The sequence below is a fragment of the Pseudomonas sp. GW458-11-26-14-LB4 genome (assembly GCF_059423925.1).
The window spans coordinates 141551-159952 of sequence record NZ_JBWKYU010000013.1; the positions used below are offsets into that span (position 1 = coordinate 141551).

At 60.4% G+C, this 18402-nt stretch carries 13 protein-coding genes, 1 tRNA gene and 1 pseudogene; 11 read left to right on the forward strand and 4 right to left on the reverse strand.

The genetic code is table 11. The features are described 5' to 3' along the window. Positions 1-46: 46 nt before the first annotated feature. The 6 genes from AC07XZ_RS18455 (at position 47) to AC07XZ_RS18480 (ending at position 9944) form a co-directional block, all read left to right on the forward strand. A complete protein-coding gene (locus tag AC07XZ_RS18455; protein ID WP_085747854.1) occupies positions 47-1384 on the forward strand; it encodes a lysine N(6)-hydroxylase/L-ornithine N(5)-oxygenase family protein in 1338 nt (445 codons plus the stop codon). Positions 1385-1972: 588 nt separating this feature from the next. Beyond that, on the forward strand, positions 1973-4672 hold the full coding sequence (mgtA, locus tag AC07XZ_RS18460) for a magnesium-translocating P-type ATPase (RefSeq protein ID WP_102686987.1): 2700 nt from the start codon (positions 1973-1975) through the stop codon (positions 4670-4672). A gap of 54 nt (positions 4673-4726) precedes the next feature. Continuing rightward, complete coding sequence (locus AC07XZ_RS18465; protein WP_085607898.1) at positions 4727-5443, forward strand: MgtC/SapB family protein; 717 nt, start codon at positions 4727-4729, stop codon at positions 5441-5443. A gap of 109 nt (positions 5444-5552) precedes the next feature. Further along, a complete protein-coding gene (locus AC07XZ_RS18470; protein WP_102686988.1) occupies positions 5553-5987 on the forward strand; it encodes a chemotaxis protein CheY in 435 nt (144 codons plus the stop codon). A 107-nt stretch (positions 5988-6094) separates the two neighbouring features. Continuing rightward, complete coding sequence (locus AC07XZ_RS18475) at positions 6095-6721, forward strand: response regulator transcription factor (protein ID WP_085747851.1); 627 nt, start codon at positions 6095-6097, stop codon at positions 6719-6721. A 10-nt stretch (positions 6722-6731) separates the two neighbouring features. Beyond that, positions 6732-9944 carry an ATP-binding protein gene (locus tag AC07XZ_RS18480; RefSeq protein WP_102686989.1) on the forward strand — a complete coding sequence of 1071 codons (3213 nt, stop codon included), beginning with the start codon at positions 6732-6734 and terminating at the stop codon, positions 9942-9944. 4 nt (positions 9945-9948) lie between these two features. On the opposite strand, the gene dkgB is transcribed toward AC07XZ_RS18480, so the two are convergent. Further along, a complete protein-coding gene (gene dkgB, locus AC07XZ_RS18485) occupies positions 9949-10752 on the reverse strand; it encodes a 2,5-didehydrogluconate reductase DkgB (RefSeq protein WP_102686990.1) in 804 nt (267 codons plus the stop codon). Positions 10753-10972: 220 nt separating this feature from the next. On the opposite strand from dkgB, the gene AC07XZ_RS18490 reads away from it, so the two are divergent. Beyond that, positions 10973-11839 (forward strand): pirin family protein, encoded by an 867-nt coding sequence (locus AC07XZ_RS18490; RefSeq protein WP_085747924.1) that lies wholly within the window; start codon positions 10973-10975, stop codon positions 11837-11839. Between the two features lie 139 nt (positions 11840-11978). After that, entirely contained in the window at positions 11979-13421 is a 1443-nt protein-coding gene (locus AC07XZ_RS18495) for a mechanosensitive ion channel family protein (RefSeq protein WP_102686991.1), read from the forward strand. A 4-nt stretch (positions 13422-13425) separates the two neighbouring features. Here AC07XZ_RS18495 and AC07XZ_RS18500 read toward each other — a convergent pair. Continuing rightward, positions 13426-14013 (reverse strand): annotated as a pseudogene (locus AC07XZ_RS18500) (GNAT family N-acetyltransferase). Between the two features lie 117 nt (positions 14014-14130). Between AC07XZ_RS18500 and AC07XZ_RS18505 the strand changes: the two are divergent. Together AC07XZ_RS18505 and AC07XZ_RS18510 are read left to right on the forward strand one after the other, a co-directional pair. Beyond that, entirely contained in the window at positions 14131-14925 is a 795-nt protein-coding gene (locus AC07XZ_RS18505; RefSeq protein ID WP_102686992.1) for an exodeoxyribonuclease III, read from the forward strand. Positions 14926-15026: 101 nt separating this feature from the next. Continuing rightward, positions 15027-15854 (forward strand): arylamine N-acetyltransferase family protein, encoded by an 828-nt coding sequence (locus AC07XZ_RS18510; protein WP_102686993.1) that lies wholly within the window; start codon positions 15027-15029, stop codon positions 15852-15854. A 3-nt stretch (positions 15855-15857) separates the two neighbouring features. On the opposite strand, the gene AC07XZ_RS18515 is transcribed toward AC07XZ_RS18510, so the two are convergent. Beyond that, on the reverse strand, positions 15858-16187 hold the full coding sequence (locus AC07XZ_RS18515; protein ID WP_102686994.1) for a BrnA antitoxin family protein: 330 nt from the start codon (positions 16185-16187) through the stop codon (positions 15858-15860). A 346-nt stretch (positions 16188-16533) separates the two neighbouring features. Between AC07XZ_RS18515 and AC07XZ_RS18520 the strand changes: the two genes are divergently transcribed. After that, a complete protein-coding gene (locus AC07XZ_RS18520; RefSeq protein ID WP_102686995.1) occupies positions 16534-18054 on the forward strand; it encodes a nucleobase:cation symporter-2 family protein in 1521 nt (506 codons plus the stop codon). A 121-nt stretch (positions 18055-18175) separates the two neighbouring features. Here AC07XZ_RS18520 and AC07XZ_RS18525 read toward each other — a convergent pair. Then, positions 18176-18251, reverse strand: a tRNA-Asn gene (locus AC07XZ_RS18525). Positions 18252-18402 lie beyond the last annotated feature (151 nt).

Here is an 18402-nt window from a genome sequence, read left to right on the forward strand (position 1 = left end):
AAGGCCGGTCAGGTCACTCAGGCTTTTCGTCCAGAGGACACTGGAAATGACACAGGCAATTGCATCGCCCATCGTTCACGACCTGATCGGCGTCGGTTTCGGCCCTTCGAACCTGGCGCTGGCCATCGCTCTGCAGGAGCGCGGCCCGACCCAGGGGGAACTGGATGTTCTGTTTCTCGACAAACAACCTAACTACAGCTGGCACGGCAACACCCTGTCGACCCAGAGCGAGTTGCAGATTTCCTTCCTCAAGGATCTGGTGACCCTGCGCAATCCGACCAGCCCGTACTCGTTCGTCAACTACCTCAAGCACCACGGTCGCCTGGTTGACTTCATCAACCTCGGCACCTTCTACCCGTGCCGCATGGAGTACAACGACTACCTGCGCTGGGTCGCCGCGCAGTTCACCGAGCAGAGCCGCTACGGCGAAGAAGTGCTGACCATCGAGCCGGTGCTGCACAACCATCAGGTCGAAGCGCTGCGGGTGATTTCCCGTGATACCGAAGGCCAGCAATTCGTGCGCACCGCGCGTTCGGTGGTGGTCAGCGCCGGTGGTACGCCGCGCATTCCCGAGGCGTTCAAGGCACTGAAGGGCGACGGTCGGGTGTTCCATCACTCGCAATACCTGGCCGAGATGGCCAAGCAGCCGTGCAACAACAACCAGCCGATGAGCATCGCGATCATCGGTGGCGGCCAGAGCGCGGCGGAAGCCTTCATCGACTTGAACGATTCGTTCCCGTCGGTACAGGTCGACATGATCCTGCGCGGCTCGGCCCTGAAACCGGCGGACGACAGCCCGTTCGTCAACGAAGTGTTCTCGCCGGAATTCACCGACCTGATCTTCCAGCAGAAGAGCAGCGAGCGTGAGCGTCTGGTCAACGAGTACCACAACACCAACTATTCGGTGGTCGACATCGACCTGATCGAGCGCATCTACGGCATCTTCTATCGCCAGAAGGTTTCCGGTGTTGCGCGCCATGCGTTCCGCACCCTGACCACGGTCGAGAAAGCCACCGCCACCGAGCGCGGTATCGAACTGACCGTGCGCAACAACGCCACCGGCGAAGTCACCGTGCGTGCCTACGACGCGGTCGTTCTGGCCACCGGTTACGAGCGTCAGATGCATCGCAAACTGCTGGCGCCGCTGGAGGAATACCTGGGCGATTTCGAGGTCGACCGCAATTACCGGCTGATCACCGACGAGCGCTGCAAGGCCGGTCTGTACATGCAGGGCTTCTGCCAGGCCAGCCACGGTCTGAGCGATACGCTGCTGTCGATCCTGCCGATCCGCGCGGACGAGATTGCCGGCTCGCTGTATGAGCATGGCAAGAACCGCGGGCACAGCCGTTCGGTGATGGATCTGTTGTTGGCGACTGCCAGCTAAGTATCCTTTCAGCCTCCACACTGATCGTTCCCACGCTCTGCGTGGGAATGCCTCAAGGGACGCTCCGCGTTCCAATGGGGCGCAGAGCGTCCCCGGCTGCATTCCCACGCAGAGCGTGGGAACGATCTCGGCGATCTCGGGGGCAATCCTGAACCCTTCCTGAACACCCGCCACATTCCCCGACACACTTCCTTTTGCGGGTTTACTCTCCAGACATCGGGGCGTAAGCTTCGCGCGTTTTCATCAATAGCGGAGACCCACAGTGGGTACTTGTTCGAGTGACAGTTGTCGGCCGGTCCTTGTAACCGGCGGATTCTCGGCAAGATAACGCGCATTCCTTTGTGCCGTTGTCTCGCCGAACAGCGAGCAGCGGCATCCCGATCATGACCGGTCCCGGTCATGTCCCGACGTCCTTCTCATCGACACTGAAAAGCCTGTGAAGTCGACTTTATCGTCGTCATTTGCAGCCCTATCGACACGCCTGTCTTTTCTGACCGGCGCGCCACGCCTTGCCGTGCCGGTTTTCGGTGCCCGAGACGAGGACGTACCTGCTCGACGGTTTCCCGGCTGACCATAGGGGCAACAGCCATGAAACTTACGCTCAAGGAATTTTTCGCAGGCTTCCTGCGGACCCGCCACATCGCCCGGCATTTCCGTCGCCTGGCCTTGCTGGAAACCCTCAACGACACCACGGTCAGCCGTGAAGTGCCGCCGACTCTCGCCAATACACTGGTGGACGCCGCCCATTGCGACAGCGGCGTGCTGCTGTCGAACCTCGGCACCCACACCGACGGTCTGACCGATTTCGAAGTCGATGTGCTGCGCGCGCAGCATGGCCTCAACGAAGTCGAACACGAGCAACCGCTGCCATGGTGGACCCATCTGTGGCACTGCTACAAAAACCCGTTCAACCTGCTGCTGACCCTGTTGGCGGTGATCTCGTGGCTGACCGAAGACCTCAAGGCCGCCATCGTGATTTTCTCGATGGTTGTGCTGTCGACGCTGCTGCGCTTCTGGCAGGAAAGCAAATCCAACCAGGCCGCCGACGCGCTCAAAGCGATGGTCAGCAACACCGCCACCGTGCTGCGCCGGGATGCGCCGCGTGCTGAGTTGCCGATCAAGCAACTGGTGCCCGGCGATTTGATCGTGCTCTCGGCCGGCGACATGATTCCTGCCGATTGCCGGGTGCTCAGCGCCAAGGACCTGTTCGTCAGCCAGGCGGCGATGACGGGTGAATCGATGCCGGTGGAAAAATTCCCGCGTCAGGCCGATCGCGACACGCGCAATCCGCTGGAACTCGACAACATCCTGTTCATGGGCACCAACGTGGTGTCAGGGACGGCGGTGGCGGTGATTCTCACCACCGGCAACAGCACCTATTTCGGTGCACTGGCACAGCGGGTCGGGGCGACGGATCGTGCGGTGACTTCGTTCCAGCAAGGCGTGAACAAAGTCAGCTGGCTATTGATCCGTTTCATGTTTGTCATGGCGCCGCTGGTGTTGTTCATCAACGGTTTCACCAAGGGCGACTGGACCGAAGCGCTGCTGTTCGCGCTGTCGATTGCCGTGGGCCTGACCCCGGAAATGCTGCCGATGATCGTCACCTCGACGCTGGCCAAAGGCGCGGTGTTCCTGTCGCGCAAGAAAGTCATCGTCAAACGTCTTGATGCGATCCAGAACTTCGGCGCCATGGACGTGCTGTGCACCGACAAGACCGGCACCCTGACCCAGGACAAGATCTTTCTGGCGCGCAATGTCGACGTCTGGGGCGAAGACTCCGATGACGTGCTGGAAATGGCTTACCTCAACAGCTACTACCAGACCGGCCTGAAAAACCTGCTCGACGTGGCGGTGCTGGAACACGTGGAAATCCACCGTGAGCTGAAGGTCGGCACGGCGTTTCGCAAGGTCGACGAGATCCCGTTCGACTTCAACCGCCGGCGCATGTCGGTGGTCGTCGAGGGACGCGGTCAGCCGCATCAACTGATCTGCAAAGGCGCGGTGGAGGAGATTCTGTCGGTGTGCAGCCGGGTTCGTCACGGTGAAGTCGACGAAGCCTTGAGCGATGAATTGCTGGCGAAAATCCGTCAGGTCACCGCAGCATTCAACGCTGAAGGCTTGCGCGTGGTAGCAGTGGCAGCACGGTCGATGCCGGAGGGGCGTGACACTTACAGCCTGGGCGACGAGCAGGAACTGACGCTGATCGGTTACGTGGCGTTTCTCGATCCACCGAAGGAAAGCACCGCCCCGGCACTCAAGGCCCTGGCCGAACACGGCGTGGCGGTGAAAGTGCTGACCGGCGACAACGAGCTGGTGACCGCCAAGATCTGCCGCGAAGTCGGCCTGGCCCAGCAAGGCCTGCTGATGGGCAACGACATCGAACGCATGAGCGATGCTGAACTCGCCGTGGCGGTGGAAACCACCAACGTGTTCGCCAAGCTGACGCCATCGCACAAGGAGCGCATCGTGCGCATCCTCAAGGGCAACGGCCACGTGGTCGGGTTCATGGGCGACGGCATCAACGACGCCCCGGCGCTGCGCACCGCAGACATCGGAATTTCCGTGGACAGCGCAGTGGATATCGCCAAGGAAGCGGCCGACATCATCCTGCTGGAGAAGAGCCTGATGGTGCTGGAGGAGGGCGTGCTGGAAGGGCGCCGGACCTTCGCCAACATGCTCAAGTACATCAAGATGACCGCCAGCTCGAACTTCGGCAACGTGTTCTCGGTGCTGGTGGCCAGCGCGTTCATTCCGTTCCTGCCTATGCTGCCGATGCACCTGCTGGTGCAGAACCTGCTGTATGACATTTCGCAGATTGCGATCCCGTTCGACAACGTCGACGACGAGATGCTGAAACAGCCGCAACGCTGGCAGCCGGGGGACGTCGGGCGCTTCATGCTGTTCTTCGGCCCGATCAGTTCGATCTTCGACATCACAACGTTCGCCTTGATGTGGTACGTGTTCGATGCCAACACCCCGGATCACCAGACCCTGTTCCAGTCCGGCTGGTTCGTGGTGGGGCTGCTGACCCAGACGCTGATCGTGCACATGATCCGCACGCCGAAGATTCCGTTCCTGCAAAGCCGCGCGGCCATGCCGTTGCTGGTGATGACCGGAATCATCATGGCCGTGGGCATCTTCCTGCCGATGGGGCCGCTGGCGCACTACTTCAAATTGCAGGCGCTGCCGTCGATGTACTTCGTGTTCCTGCCGGTGATCCTGCTGGCGTACATGGCGCTGACTCAAGCCGTCAAAGGCTTCTACATCCGCCGCTTCGGCTGGCAGTAACAGGCAAGATTCCCCCCTTGTGGGAGCAAGGGGGGCGGTTTCAAGGAGTTCGACATGCAAGCGATCAACAATCTCAACCTCACCTCATTGCTCGACACTTTGGTCAGCCTCAGCGCAGCGTTCATCCTCGGCGGCCTGATCGGCTTCGAACGCCAATACCGGCAACGCACGGCGGGCTTGCGCACCAATGTGCTGGTGGCGGTCGGCGCGGCGATTTTCGTCGACATGGCCAACCGTCTCGCCGGTGCCGAAGGGGCGGTACGGGTGGTCGCGTATGTGGTTTCCGGCATCGGTTTTCTCGGCGCCGGGGTGATCATGCGCGAAGAAGGCAACGTGCGCGGGCTCAACACCGCCGCCACGCTCTGGACCTCGGCGGCCGTCGGCGCCTGCGCCGGTGCCGACCTGCTGGCCGAAGCGGTGCTGGGCACCTTGTTCGTGCTCGCCGCGAATACCTTGCTGCGGCCGATCGTCAACAACATCAACCGTCAGCCGCTCGATGTGGTCTCGGCGGAAGTCACCAACATCGTCTACGTCATCGCCCGGCGTTCGCAGCAAACGGCCGTGTTCGCCTTGCTTGAAGCCGAGCTCGAACGCAGCAACTACCCGGCCAGTGACGTCGATGTGCACGCCTTCGGGGCCGATGAAATCGAGATCGAAGCGACGCTGGCGACCACTTCGGTGGACGGCGATGAGCTGGATGCACTGGTGAAGCGGATTTCCACTTCAAGCCTGGTGGTGCAGGCTTTCTGGAGTCCGAGCACTACGGAATAAAGCGTTCAATGCGGATGAATGACGGTGTTTTTCGGAAAAGTCCTACAGAGTGCGCCTCGGCGCTTGGGTAGTCTTGCCGCCACTTGAAGCAACTTCCCGGACTTCCACGTTGACCGACAAGACCCTGCGCATCCTGATCGCCGACCCGCAGCATTTTCACCGGATGAAGATCGAACGAATGTTCAACGGCCTCGATTACTACCGTATTGCACCGGTGCAAAACCTTGCCGAACTGCTGACGCTGGTCGACTACGGCTGTCAGCCGTTCGATGTCCTGGTGATCAACGCCGAACTGGCGGTCGGGATCGCGGATCTTCGCGGTTTCCTGTTTGACCATCCGCAAATCCGGCGGGCGCTGGTCTATGGTGAGCCGGCGGATTCTTCAGGTGTTCCCCGGCAATTCGGGGCAAAGATCATCACCAGTCCTGCGCCGTTGCCATCCATCCGAGCCATCGAGCAGTTGATGACCTCAGTCGAGGCATCGCTTGGGCGCTCTTCGCGTGTTCGATCACAGATCGGTCTGGCGCACAACTGTCAGATCTGACAGGTGAAGCAACGTGCACAGCGTGTAACAGTTGTGGCGCAGCTACCAATAGTCCCGTTCATGCAAGATCGGTGGCGTCATGTCATGTATTCGCCCCGGGAGTGTTCATGGGTTCAGCATTGATCGTCGATGATCATCCCGTTGTGGTCAGTGCCGTTCGCCTGGTTCTGGAGTCGCTCGGCTACAAGCCGGTTTATGTCACCTCGGACAGTAGTGAGGTGGTGTCGTTGGTCCGTTTATACGAGCCGGATCTCATGGTGCTCGATCTGAACTTACCAGGCCCGGGTGGCCTGGAAACGCTGGAGCACCTAAAGAAAGTCGGACTGTCCTGTAAAGTCGTGGTTTTTTCCACTGCCAATCCCGATCAATTTCTGATGCGTTGCCGGCGAGCCGGTGCGATGGCCTTCGTCACCAAATCCGCCGAATTGCAGCAGTTGCAGAGTGCGATCAAGGCTGTCCGCGCGGGCTATAGCTATTTCCTGGACTTGCCGAACGTCACCGCAGGGCAGACTGAGTTGCACAGTGATGAAGGCAAGCTGATCGCTTCGCTGTCCGATCGCGAGTTGCAAATCCTGATAGAGCTGGCGCGAGGCATATCGAACAAGCAGATTGCCGAGGATATGAACCGAAGTCACAAAACCATCAGCACCTACAAGACCCGCTTGATGCTCAAGCTCGGGATCAAGTCGTCGGTGGTACTGCGAGAGTTTGCCATTCGCAACCATTTGCTCTGAGAGGATCCCCATGATGAGCCTTTTGCGATGCGTCCTGCTGCTGATGCTGCTTGCGGGCACAGCGCAGGCGGCGACTAGCGCGCAAAGGCTGGAAATAGTCTCCCGCACCCGTCTGGAAGGCGTGCAGGTCCGCCTTGATGAGCAGGATAAACAGTGGCTGAGCGCCAACCCGGTATTGCGCATCGGCGCCTCCTGGCCGGATTACCCGCCGTTTGAGTTGACCCGCAAACGCCATGAACTGGAAGGTCTTACGGCCGATTACGCCGACGCGATTGCACAGATTTTGAACATCGGCGTCGAAGTCTGGTGCTATCCCGACCGCGCAAGCGCCATGGCTGCGCTCGTGGCTGGTAAAGTGCACCTTCTGGGCACGTCGAACAAGTTTGAAGACGCTAATCCTCGCCTGATGCTGTCCCGTGCCTACGCTGAAGATCAGCCGATGTGGGTCACTCGGATCGACAATCCGTTGCCCGGCGATCTTGCTGGCAAGCGCATCGCCATGGTGGACGACTACCTGCCAGCCTCGACCATCGAAGAGGCTTACCCGCAAGCTTCCCTGCAGCGTTATCGATCGATTCTCGATGCTCTCGGCGCTGTCGCGTTCGGCCGGGATGATCTGTACCTGGGCGACTTCATCAGCGCCAGCTACCTGATCAACACCCATTTTCACAACGACTTGCAACTGGCCGGGCCTTCGGGCCTTGATGCCAACCCGTTCGGCTTTGCCCTGGCCCGCAGCAACCCGCGTTTGAAACGTCTGGTCGACAAGGCCCTGCTGGCCATTCCCATGGAGCAGCGCCTGGCCATGGAGCTGCGCTGGAGCGCCGGTCGCGCCGACATGGCGGCGCAGTCGCGGGTGAGCCTGAGCGACAGCGAGCAACAATGGCTGGATCAGCATCCGGTGATACGGGTCGGCGCTGTCGATGATTTTGCCCCGCTGACATACTTTGACGCCGATGGCCGTTTCAGTGGTCTGGCCGCTCAATTGCTCAACCTGATCAGTCAGCGCAGCGGCCTGACCTTCGAGGTGGTGCGCGGTCAAACTCTGGATCATCAGGTCGAGCAGCTCAAAAGCGGTGAGCTGGACCTGTTGCCGGTGATGACACCGAGCCGCGAGCGCGAAACTGCAATGCTGTTCACTCGGTCGTACGTGAACAGCCCCTTTGTGCTCATTACCGACTCGAAGGCGCAGGCGCCGCGCAGTCTGGACGACATGGCGGGTAAACGTCTGGCGCTTTATCGCCGTAGTCCGTTGCACGATTATCTGCTGGAGAACGTGCCGCAGATCCGCCTGATCGAGTTGCCAAGTCCGGCCGACGGCACGCAGGCGCTGCTCGACGGCAAGGCTGACGCGACATTGAGTTCGTTGCTGGTGGCGCGCTACCAGATCGATCACCAGTACCGCGATCGTTTGCGGATTGTCTCCACGCTGGGTGATTTGCCGGCGCGGGTTGCCATGGCGACGTCGCTTGAGGCCCCGCAGCTGCAATCGATTCTGAACAAGGCACTGCTGAGCATCGCACCCCAGGAAATCGACGGACTGGTCGCGCGTTGGAGTCGTAACGTGGTGCTGCAAGACAGCTATTGGCAGCGTCATCAAACGCAAATACTGCGCGGGTTTGCAGTGGCGGCAGGGCTGTTGCTGTTGGCGTTGGGCTGGATCGGCTTTCAGCGTCGGCAGATCCGCCAGCGCCAGCAATGGCTACGGCAATTGCAGGAGGCCAAGGACGCAGCCGATGAAGCCAATCGCGCCAAGAGCACGTTTCTGGCGACCATGAGCCATGAAATCCGCACACCGATGAACGCCCTGATCGGCATGCTCGAACTGGCCCTCAAGCGTGCCGATGAAGGCGTGACCGATCGCCAGGCGATCGAGGTGGCGTCCAGCGCCGGGCAGCAACTGCTGGCATTGATCGGCGATATTCTCGACATCGCACGCATCGAGTCCGGGCATCTGTCACTGGCCCCCGAGCGCGTCAATCTGCATGAAGTGGTGGCGTCGGTGTGTCGGATTTTCGAAGGCCTGGCCCGGCAGAAACAATTGTTGTGGCATGTAGAAATGGATGAGCGCAGCAACGTCGTGGTGATGCTCGATCCCCTGCGGTTCAAACAAGTGCTGTCGAACCTGCTGAGCAATGCAATCAAGTTCACCGAGGACGGCGAGGTGAGCCTGCGCCTGCGCGTGTTCGGCGAACAGGACGGGCTGATTGAAGCGGGCGTGATCATCGAAGACAGTGGCCGAGGGATCAGCGCCGAGGATCAGCAGCGGTTGTTCCGCCCGTTTGTGCAGGTCGGCGATCATCAGTCTGTGGCGCATGGCGGTTCTGGTCTGGGGCTGGTGATCAGCCGCAACCTGTGCCGGATGATGGGCGGTGATTTGTGGATGACCAGCGAACCGGGAAGGGGCACTCAGGTCATGCTGCGAATGGAACTGCCGGTGCTGGCGGCGCTTGTGCAAGAGGCCGCACCGGCGCCAGCGGCGACGATGGTTAACTCGCTGAACGTGCTGGTGGTGGATGACCATCCGGTGAATCGCCTGTTGTTGTGCCGGCAGTTGAGTGAACTCGGGCACCGTGCCGTTGACGCCGGTGGCGGTGAGGAGGGGCTGGCGCTTTGGCGCGGGCACGCCTTCGATGCACTGATCACCGACTGCAACATGCCGGGGCTCAACGGTTACGAGCTGACGCGAGCGGTGCGTCAGGAAGAGGCCGCGACGGGCAGGGCGCCTTGTCTGATCCTCGGATTTACCGCCAATGCGCAGATGGAAGAGAAGCAGCGATGCCGGGCGGCCGGGATGGACGATTGCCTGTTCAAGCCGGTGCTGCTGCGTGAATTGAGCCAGGCGCTGATGGCCGCCGCATCCGGGGGAGCGCCAGTCGAGAGCGTAGACGATCCGGCAGTGGCCGAATTCGATCTGAGTGCGCTGTTGCAACTGGCGGGTGCGGACAACCCGCTGATCGGGCAATTGCGTGAGGAGGTGCTGAGCAGCCTGCGCATCGACCTGAAGCGCCTGGACGCATCAGGTCGGGATCGCGAAGTCTTGCGTGATCTGGCGCATCACGTCACGGGCGGGGCGCACATGATCGGTGCCGAACGCGTGGTTTCGGCGTGTCGGGTGCTCGAACAGGCTTGCCGTGACGATGAGCCCGAAGCGGCATTGACGACCGCCATCGAATTGCTGCGCGTGGCCATGCACGACCTCGCGCAGCAGCTTCAGGCCTGATCGGTCAATCCCACTGCGGCGCGATGCCATTGGGGCTGGTCAGGCGATGGCCGCGATCCAGTGTGGCGATCCGCGCCATGTCGGCGTCGCTCAGGATCAGCGCCGTGGCGCCGAGGTTGCCTTGCAGGTTGGCGCGCTTGGTCGACGACGGAATCACCGCGTAACCCGATTGCATCGCCCACGCCAGGGTGACCTGCGCCGGGGTGGCTTGCAGACGCTCGGCGATCTGCACGATCAGCGGATCCTTCAACACTTCGCCATAGGCCAGGGTCATGTACGACGTGATCTGGATGCCCTGACTCTGGGCGAATTCCACGACCTTGCGGTTTTGCAGGTACGGGTGCAATTCGATCTGATTGGTAGCGATATTTTCCGCGCCGACCGCAGCAATCGCCTGTTTCATCAGGTCGATGGTGAAGTTGGACACGCCGATCTGTCGGGTCAGGCCCAGGCGTTTGGCTTCCAGCAGCGCGCCCATGAATTCTTCGACCGGCACCTGATCTTCCGGCGACGGCCAGTGGATCAGCGTCAGGTCGAGGTAATCGGTCTGCAGCTTTTGCAGGCTCTCCTTGAGGCTTTCGATCAGCCGGTCTTTGGCGAAGTTGGCGATCCAGATCTTGCTGGTGATGAACAGTTCTTCGCGGGCGATGCCGCTGGCAGCGATGGCCTCGCCAACGTCAGCTTCGTTTTCATAGATCTGTGCGGTGTCGATGACCCGGTAACCGAGTTCAAGGGCAGTGCTCACCGAATCGATGACCACCTGACCTTGCAGGCGAAACGTACCAAGACCGAAAGCGGGAACAGACATGCAGGACTCCAGGGTTGCAGTGGGAATGGGCAGGAGTATCCGCGTCTGATTCCCTGGGAAAAACCGCTGTCGGGGCAAAGTACTGTTGACTGAAAGTCACGAATCACCGCAATCGGTATCGTTCCACCAATAGAACGATGAGGACGGTTTTGGCTGACTAGTACTAAATACGTGGCGAATTTATGATCGCTCCATGATCAACCTGATGACGGAGTCCACCATGAAAAACCTTATCGGTATCTACACCAGCCCTCGCGGCCACTGGGTCGGCGATGGGTTTCCGGTGCGTACCCTGTTTTCCTACGACAACCTGGGCAAGCACGTCAGCCCGTTCCTGCTGCTGGACCACGCCGGCCCCGCGCAATTCACCCCGACCACCGAACGCCGTGGCGTGGGCCAGCATCCGCACCGCGGCTTCGAAACCGTGACCATCGTTTACGAAGGCGAAGTGCAGCACCGCGACTCCACTGGCAGTGGCGGCACCATCGGCCCGGGCGATGTGCAATGGATGACGGCGGCTTCCGGAATCCTGCATGAGGAATTCCACTCGGAAAACTTCGCTCGAACTGGCGGCAATCTGGAAATGGTGCAGCTGTGGGTCAACCTGCCGGCCAAGGACAAAATGGCTGCGCCGGGTTACCAGACCATTCTGGACAGTGAGATTCCGAATATCGCGCTCAAGGATGGCGCCGGCAGCCTGCGTCTGATCGCCGGTGAGTTCGACGGTCACAAGGGCCCATCCCGCACGTTCACGCCTATCGATGTGTGGGATCTGCGGCTGAACACCGGCAAGTTGCTCTCGCTCGATCTGCACGAAGGCCGCAACACCGCACTGGTGGTGTTAAAGGGTTCGGTACAGATCAACGGTGGGGAGTCGATGCGTGAAGGTCAGTTGGCGCTGTTCGAGCGTGATGGCGATCGCATCACCCTCGAAGCCAGCCAGGACGCAGTGGTGCTGCTGCTTAGCGGCGAGCCGATCGACGAGCCGATCGTCGGCCACGGCCCGTTCGTGATGAACACCGAGCAGGAAATCCATCAGGCTTTCGCCGACTTCCAGTCCGGCCGTTTCGGCCAGATGCACGGCTGAAAATCCCGGCAGGTGCCACGTGCGCCTGCCGGTTTTTTTCGAGCGCGTTCGGTGGCGCTCATCCCGCCAAATCAATTACTCCTACACTGAGCCCAATCTGTGCGATCTTCTCGCGACTGGCCCCTGTCGGAGTTGTTTGATGCTGTCTCTGCTCACCGATCATCCGTTGTTTTGCGCCTTGATCCTGATCCTGATCGATCTCGGTCTGTGGCGTCTGATCAGCTCCCACGGCAGTTCGTGGAAACTGTTGGTGCGGGTGCTGATTTTTGCCCTGTTCAGCATTTTGCTGTTCAACGAAGGGCTCAATCCGATGGAGCCGGCGCCGTGGGCCGACAACGTGCCGTTGCACCTGGCGGCGACCGGGTTGCAGATTGGCTGGTGGCTGTTCGGCGCGCGGACCCTGACGGTGTTGATCGGCGCGGTGATGATGCAGCGGGTCGGGCACACCGGGCGGCTGTTGCAGGATCTGCTGGGCGCGGTGATCTTCCTGATTGCGATCATCGCGGCGCTGGCCTACGTGCTGGACCTGCCGGTCAAAGGCGTGCTGGCGACGTCCGGGGCGTTGGCGATCATCGTCGGTCTGGCGTTGCAGAGCACTTTGAGCGACGTGTTTTCCGGGATCGTGCTCAACACCACCAAGCCTTATCAACTGGATGACTGGATCTCCATCGACGGCACCGAAGGCCGGGTCACCGACATCGACTGGCGCGCCACGCGGCTGCAAACCAGTCAGGGCAGCATGGCGGTGATTCCCAACTCGCTGGCGGCCAAGGCCAAGATCATCAACTTCAGCCGGCCGAGCAATATGTTCGGGGTTGCCGTCAGCGTGCAGGTCAGTCCCCATGCTCGGCCCAGCTCGGTGATTGATGCCCTGGAGCGGGCGATGCAGGGTTGCCGCCAATTGCTGGAGAGCCCCGCGCCGAGCGTTGCGCTGAAGAACTCCAGCAGTGCCGGCACCGAATATGAAATCAGCGGGTTTGTCGCCTCGATGAGCGAAAAACGTGTGGTGCGCAATCAGCTGTTCGACCTGGCGTTCCGGCACCTGCAGGCGTCCGGGGTCAATCTGCTGTCGAGCGATGAGCCTGGCGTGCCGAGCAATCTCTCAAGGCCACGGGCGTTGCTCGACAGCTCGCCGATTTTCTCCACGCTGCGTCAGGAGGAGAAGGAAACCTTCAGCCAGAACATGACCCTGCAGACTTTCCGTGCCGGCGAGGTGATCCTCGCGGGCGGCGAGGTCAGCGATCACCTGTTCATCATCGAGTCCGGCGTGGTCTCGGTGACGCTCAAACGCCACGGCACACCGTTCGAGTCCGGGCGGATGGGCCCGGGCGAAGTGATCGGCGAGGCGGGGATTCTGTCCGATACATCATTGCCGGCCGACTTCTCCGCCAAGACTTTCTGTGCGCTGTACCGCATCGAAAAGTCTTATCTCAAGCCGTGCCTGGACGCCCGTCACGACATCAACGACGCGATGCAGGCGCTGCTCGATTTCCGTCTGCACAAGGCGCAATCCCTGACCGAAGAAACGCCGGTAGCGGCGCCGAAGAAAGGCTTCCTGCAATGGCTGCGCAATCGCGTCTGACCGTTCAGCGCAGGCCGTAATCCGCGAGTTTGCGTTCCAGGTTCACGCGCACTTGCGGCCATTCGTCATCGATGATGCTGAAGCGTACCGAGTTGCGCTTGCGGCCGTCCGGCATGATGCGTTCGTGGCGGACGATGCCTTCCTGCTGCGCGCCGAGCCGCAGGATCGCATTGCGCGACTTCTGGTTGTTTTCGTCGGTGGTGAACTGCACCCGCACGCAATCGAGCACCTCGAAGGCGTGGCGCAGCATCAGGTACTTGGCTTCGGTGTTAACGAAGGTTTACTGAAAACGTCCCGAAATCCAGCTGCTGCCGATCTCCAGCTTGCGGTTGAGCGGGTCGATCTTCCAGAAGCGGGTCGAGCCGATCACTTCGCCGGTTTCCTTCAGCACGATGACAAACGGCATGACCGTCCCAGCCTCACGGCCGTCGAGGGCTTTCTTCAGGTAAGCGTCGACGGTAGAGGCTGACGGCACCACGGTGACCGTGAGATTCCACAGTTCACCGTCGGCGGCAGCGCGGAGCAGGGCATCGGCGTCGGAGTATTGAAGCGGGCGCAGGATGATGCCCTGGCCTTGCAGCGTGGTTTGCATGTGGAGATTCTCGGCGATCGGGCGATGGCTTATTACGCCGTACGGGAAGGATCCGACGCAACCGTCGCGGTGGGTGGATGTCACAGTTTTTATCGGTCAATGGCAGGAATCCGGACGATGAAAAAAATGCGCATTGCCACGTTCAACGTCAACGGCTTGCGGGCCCGACTGCCGAACCTGCTGGAGTGGCTCAGGCGCGAGCAGCCGGACATCGTCTGCTTGCAGGAGCTGAAACTGGTGGACAGCGCGTTTCCTGCCGCCGATCTGGAGGCCGCCGGTTATGGCGCCATCTGGCACGGACAGGCGTCATGGAACGGCGTGGCGATTCTTGCCCGTGATACGCAACCGCTGGAGAGCCGGCGCGGCCTGCCCGGCGATCCCGACGATAAACACAGCCGCTACCTCGAGGCGGCGGTGCACGGGGTGTTGGTGGGGTGCCTGTACCTGCCCAATGGCAACCCGCAACCGGGGCCGAAGTTCGACTACAAACTGGCCTGGTTCGAACGCCTGATCAAATACGCCCGGGATTTGCAAAGCAGCGATCATCCGGTGGTACTGGCCGGCGATTACAACGTGGTGCCTACCGATCTGGATATCTACAACACCCGTTCCTGGCTCAAGGATGCGTTGTTGCAACCGGAGAGCCGCGAGTGCTATCAGCGCCTGCTGGATCAGGGTTGGACGGACTCTTTGCGGCATCTGTATCCCGAAGATCGGCTGTATACCTTCTGGGATTATTTCCGTCAGCACTGGCAGAAGAACTCCGGGCTGCGGATCGACCATCTGCTGCTCAATCCAAAGCTGAGCCCTTATCTGCACGAGGCCGGTGTGGATGCCTGGGTGCGCAACGAACCGCATGCCAGCGACCACGCGCCGACGTGGATTCGCATCGATTCGCGTAAAAGGCGCTAGCAGGTGATTGGTTAATTCAATTGTCGATTCGATGCCCGGATCCCGTATACATGGCGACCATCGGCGGAACGATCCGCGCCCCCATGCAGAAGGACCCAGCCATGAGCGAGCCACGCCTGACGAATCTGAAACAGTACCTGCAACGCCTGGGATTCGATGCGCCCCCGGCACCGACCCTCGAAACCCTGCGCCTGTTGCAACTGCGCCATACCGGCGCCTTTCCATTCGAAAACCTGTCGACGCTGAGTGGCGAGCCCGTCCTGATCGATCTGCCGTCCATCGAACGCAAAGTTTTTAATGACGCCCGTGGCGGTTACTGCTACGAGCTGAACAACCTGTTTCTGGCCTTGCTGCTGGAGCTGGGGTTCGATGCGCGGGGGATCAGCGGGCGCGTGGTCATGAATCAGCCCGAGGGCAGCTGGACGGCGCGCACTCACCGCTTGAGCCTGGTGACCATTGACGACGTGCGCTACATCACCGACGTCGGCTTCGGTGGCATGGTGCCGACCGCACCGCTGGTGCTCGATACCGACGCCGAGCAATCCACGCCGCACGAACCGTATCGCATCGAAGTGCAGGCGGATGGTTACATGCTGCGAGCCAAAGTCGCCGGCGAATGGCGGCCGATGTACCTGTTCGACCTGCAACGCCAGGAAGACATCGATTACACCCTCGGCAACTGGTACGTCTCGACCCACCCGGACTCGCCATTTGCTCAGCGCCTGATGGTTGCGCGTACCGGCGACGGCTGGCGGCGCACACTGAACAACGGCAGTTTCGCGATCCATCGCATGGGCGCCGAGAGCGAGCGGCGTGAAGTGACGGATGTCGATGAACTGATCGAATTGCTGGAACGGGAATTCGGCCTGCGCTTGCCGCACCAGCCCGGTGCACGAGAGGCTCTGGCGCGCTTGATTCAGCCAGTTTGAACGCTACGGTTTGACGTCCGGTTCCAGTACCCGCCGGATCTCGTTCACGGCCGCCGACAGTTTTTTCTCAAGGCTCTTGAGGTCGGTGGCGGTGATGCCTTGCTTGAATGGCCCGCTGGAATGTTCGAGTTCCTCGGTAGCGTCACGGCTGTTAAGCAATGCGTGGCGCAGGGTGTTGTTGATTACCGTCTGATAGCCAAACCCCTCGCTTTCAGCGACCTCGCGCGCGGCTTCGATCACCGCGTCATCGAGCATGATGGTGATGCGCGTTTTACCCTTGGTGGGAGCAATGGCGCCGCGTTTACCGTCGCTGAAATTGTATTCATCTTTCATTGATCACCTCTGCACAAAGTTGCCATCGCTCGCTGGGCTCGAATGCGTTGGCAGCATTCTTGCTTTTATCGGACCGAATCTTGAATGACTTCATTATGCATACTTTATATGTATAAAAAGAACGCGACCGCGCCGTCGGTTGCCATGAACACTTCAGCTTGGGCGGATAAAGCGTGGACTCGATTGGGGATGTGTTGCCGAATTTGTGGGATGAAAGCAGCGAGATAGAAGGTTGGGTGGCTAGCTAACCATTATGTGACTGATAAGTTGTATACAAGTCTATGGACATTTGTCCTGACTCTTGCATACAGTGTGCGCATAACAAAAACCAGGGAACTCCCCCACCATGAAAACGCCCCATGTTTCACACCAACGGCCCGAGGACGAGAATCTCGGGGTCGGCGCGAATATGGCTTACGGCCTGCAACACGTTCTGACCATGTATGGCGGTATCGTCGCGGTGCCACTGATCATCGGTCAGGCCGCCGGGCTTTCGCCGGCGGACATCGGTCTGTTGATTGCTGCTTCATTGTTTGCGGGGGGGCTGGCCACGTTGCTGCAAACCCTGGGTTTACCGTTTTTCGGCTGTCAGTTGCCGCTGGTGCAGGGCGTGTCGTTCTCCGGCGTTGCCACCATGGTGGCGATTGTCAGCAGTGGCGGGGAGGGCGGCTTCCAGTCGGTGCTCGGCGCAGTGATAGCCGCGTCGTTGATCGGTTTGCTGATCACGCCGGTTTTTTCGCGAATCACCAAGTTCTTTCCTCCGCTTGTTACCGGCATCGTGATCACTACCATCGGCCTGACGCTGATGCCGGTGGCCGCACGCTGGGCCATGGGCGGCAACAGCCACGCGCCTGACTTCGGCAGCATGCAGAACATCGGTCTGGCGGCGGTCACGCTGGTGCTGGTGTTGCTGCTGAGCAAGGTCGGCAGTTCCACCATCTCGCGTCTTTCGATCCTGTTGGCCATGGTGATCGGCACGGTGCTGGCGGTGTTCCTCGGCATGGCGGATTTCTCCAACGTCACCCAGGGCCCGATGTTCGGCTTCCCGACGCCGTTCCATTTCGGCATGCCGACCTTCCACTTCGCCGCGATCCTGTCGATGTGCATCGTGGTCATGGTGACCCTGGTGGAAACCTCGGCGGACATCCTGGCGGTCGGTGAAATCATCGGCACCAAGGTCGACTCCAAACGCCTGGGCAACGGCCTGCGGGCGGACATGCTGTCGAGCATGTTCGCGCCGATCTTCGGCTCGTTCACCCAGAGCGCCTTCGCCCAGAACGTCGGGCTGGTGGCGGTGACCGGGATCAAGAGCCGCTATGTGGTGGCGACCGGCGGTATTTTCCTGGTGATTCTCGGCCTGCTGCCGTTCATGGGCCGGGTCATCGCAGCGGTGCCGACCTCGGTACTCGGCGGTGCCGGTATCGTGCTGTTCGGCACCGTGGCGGCGAGTGGTATTCGCACGCTGTCCAAGGTCGATTACCGCAACAACGTCAACCTGATCATCGTCGCCACCTCGATCGGCTTCGGCATGATCCCGATTGCCGCGCCGAACTTCTACGATCACTTCCCGAGCTGGTTCGCGACCATTTTCCATTCGGGCATCAGCTCGTCGGCAATCATGGCGATCCTGCTGAACCTGGTATTCAACCACTTCACGGCGGGTAACTCGGATCAGCAGTCGGTGTTTGCGGCGGCAGAAGAGCGGACCCTGCGTTATCGCGATCTGGCAGCGTTGCGTGAAGGCGACTACTTCAGCGACGGCAAACTGCATGACTGCGACGGCAATGAAGTGCCGGTGATCGATCCGGATGCGGATCACGGTCACGGCGTGCCGAAGGTACATGCCAAGAGCAGCGAGCACGTCTGACCGTTGTAGTTGAATGAAAAGGGCCGATCAGTTGCGAAACTGATCGGCCCTTTTTATGGCGCTGACTTTTTCAATGCCCACAAAAAAGCCCCTGAATCTCTCGATTCAGGGGCTCTGTATTTGGCTCCACAACCTGGACTCGAACCAGGGACCCAGTGATTAACAGTCACTTGCTCTACCAACTGAGCTATTGCGGAATTGGTGCGTATGTTACTGATTTAAAAAGACTAGTCAAGCGCGAGATGTAAATTTGTTGGAAAGGTCAGGACGGGCGGCGGTTTATCGGCGATTGGCGGTTACCAGAACCGTAGCAGAGGTCTACCATGGCCGCCCGGAAGTGGTCACACG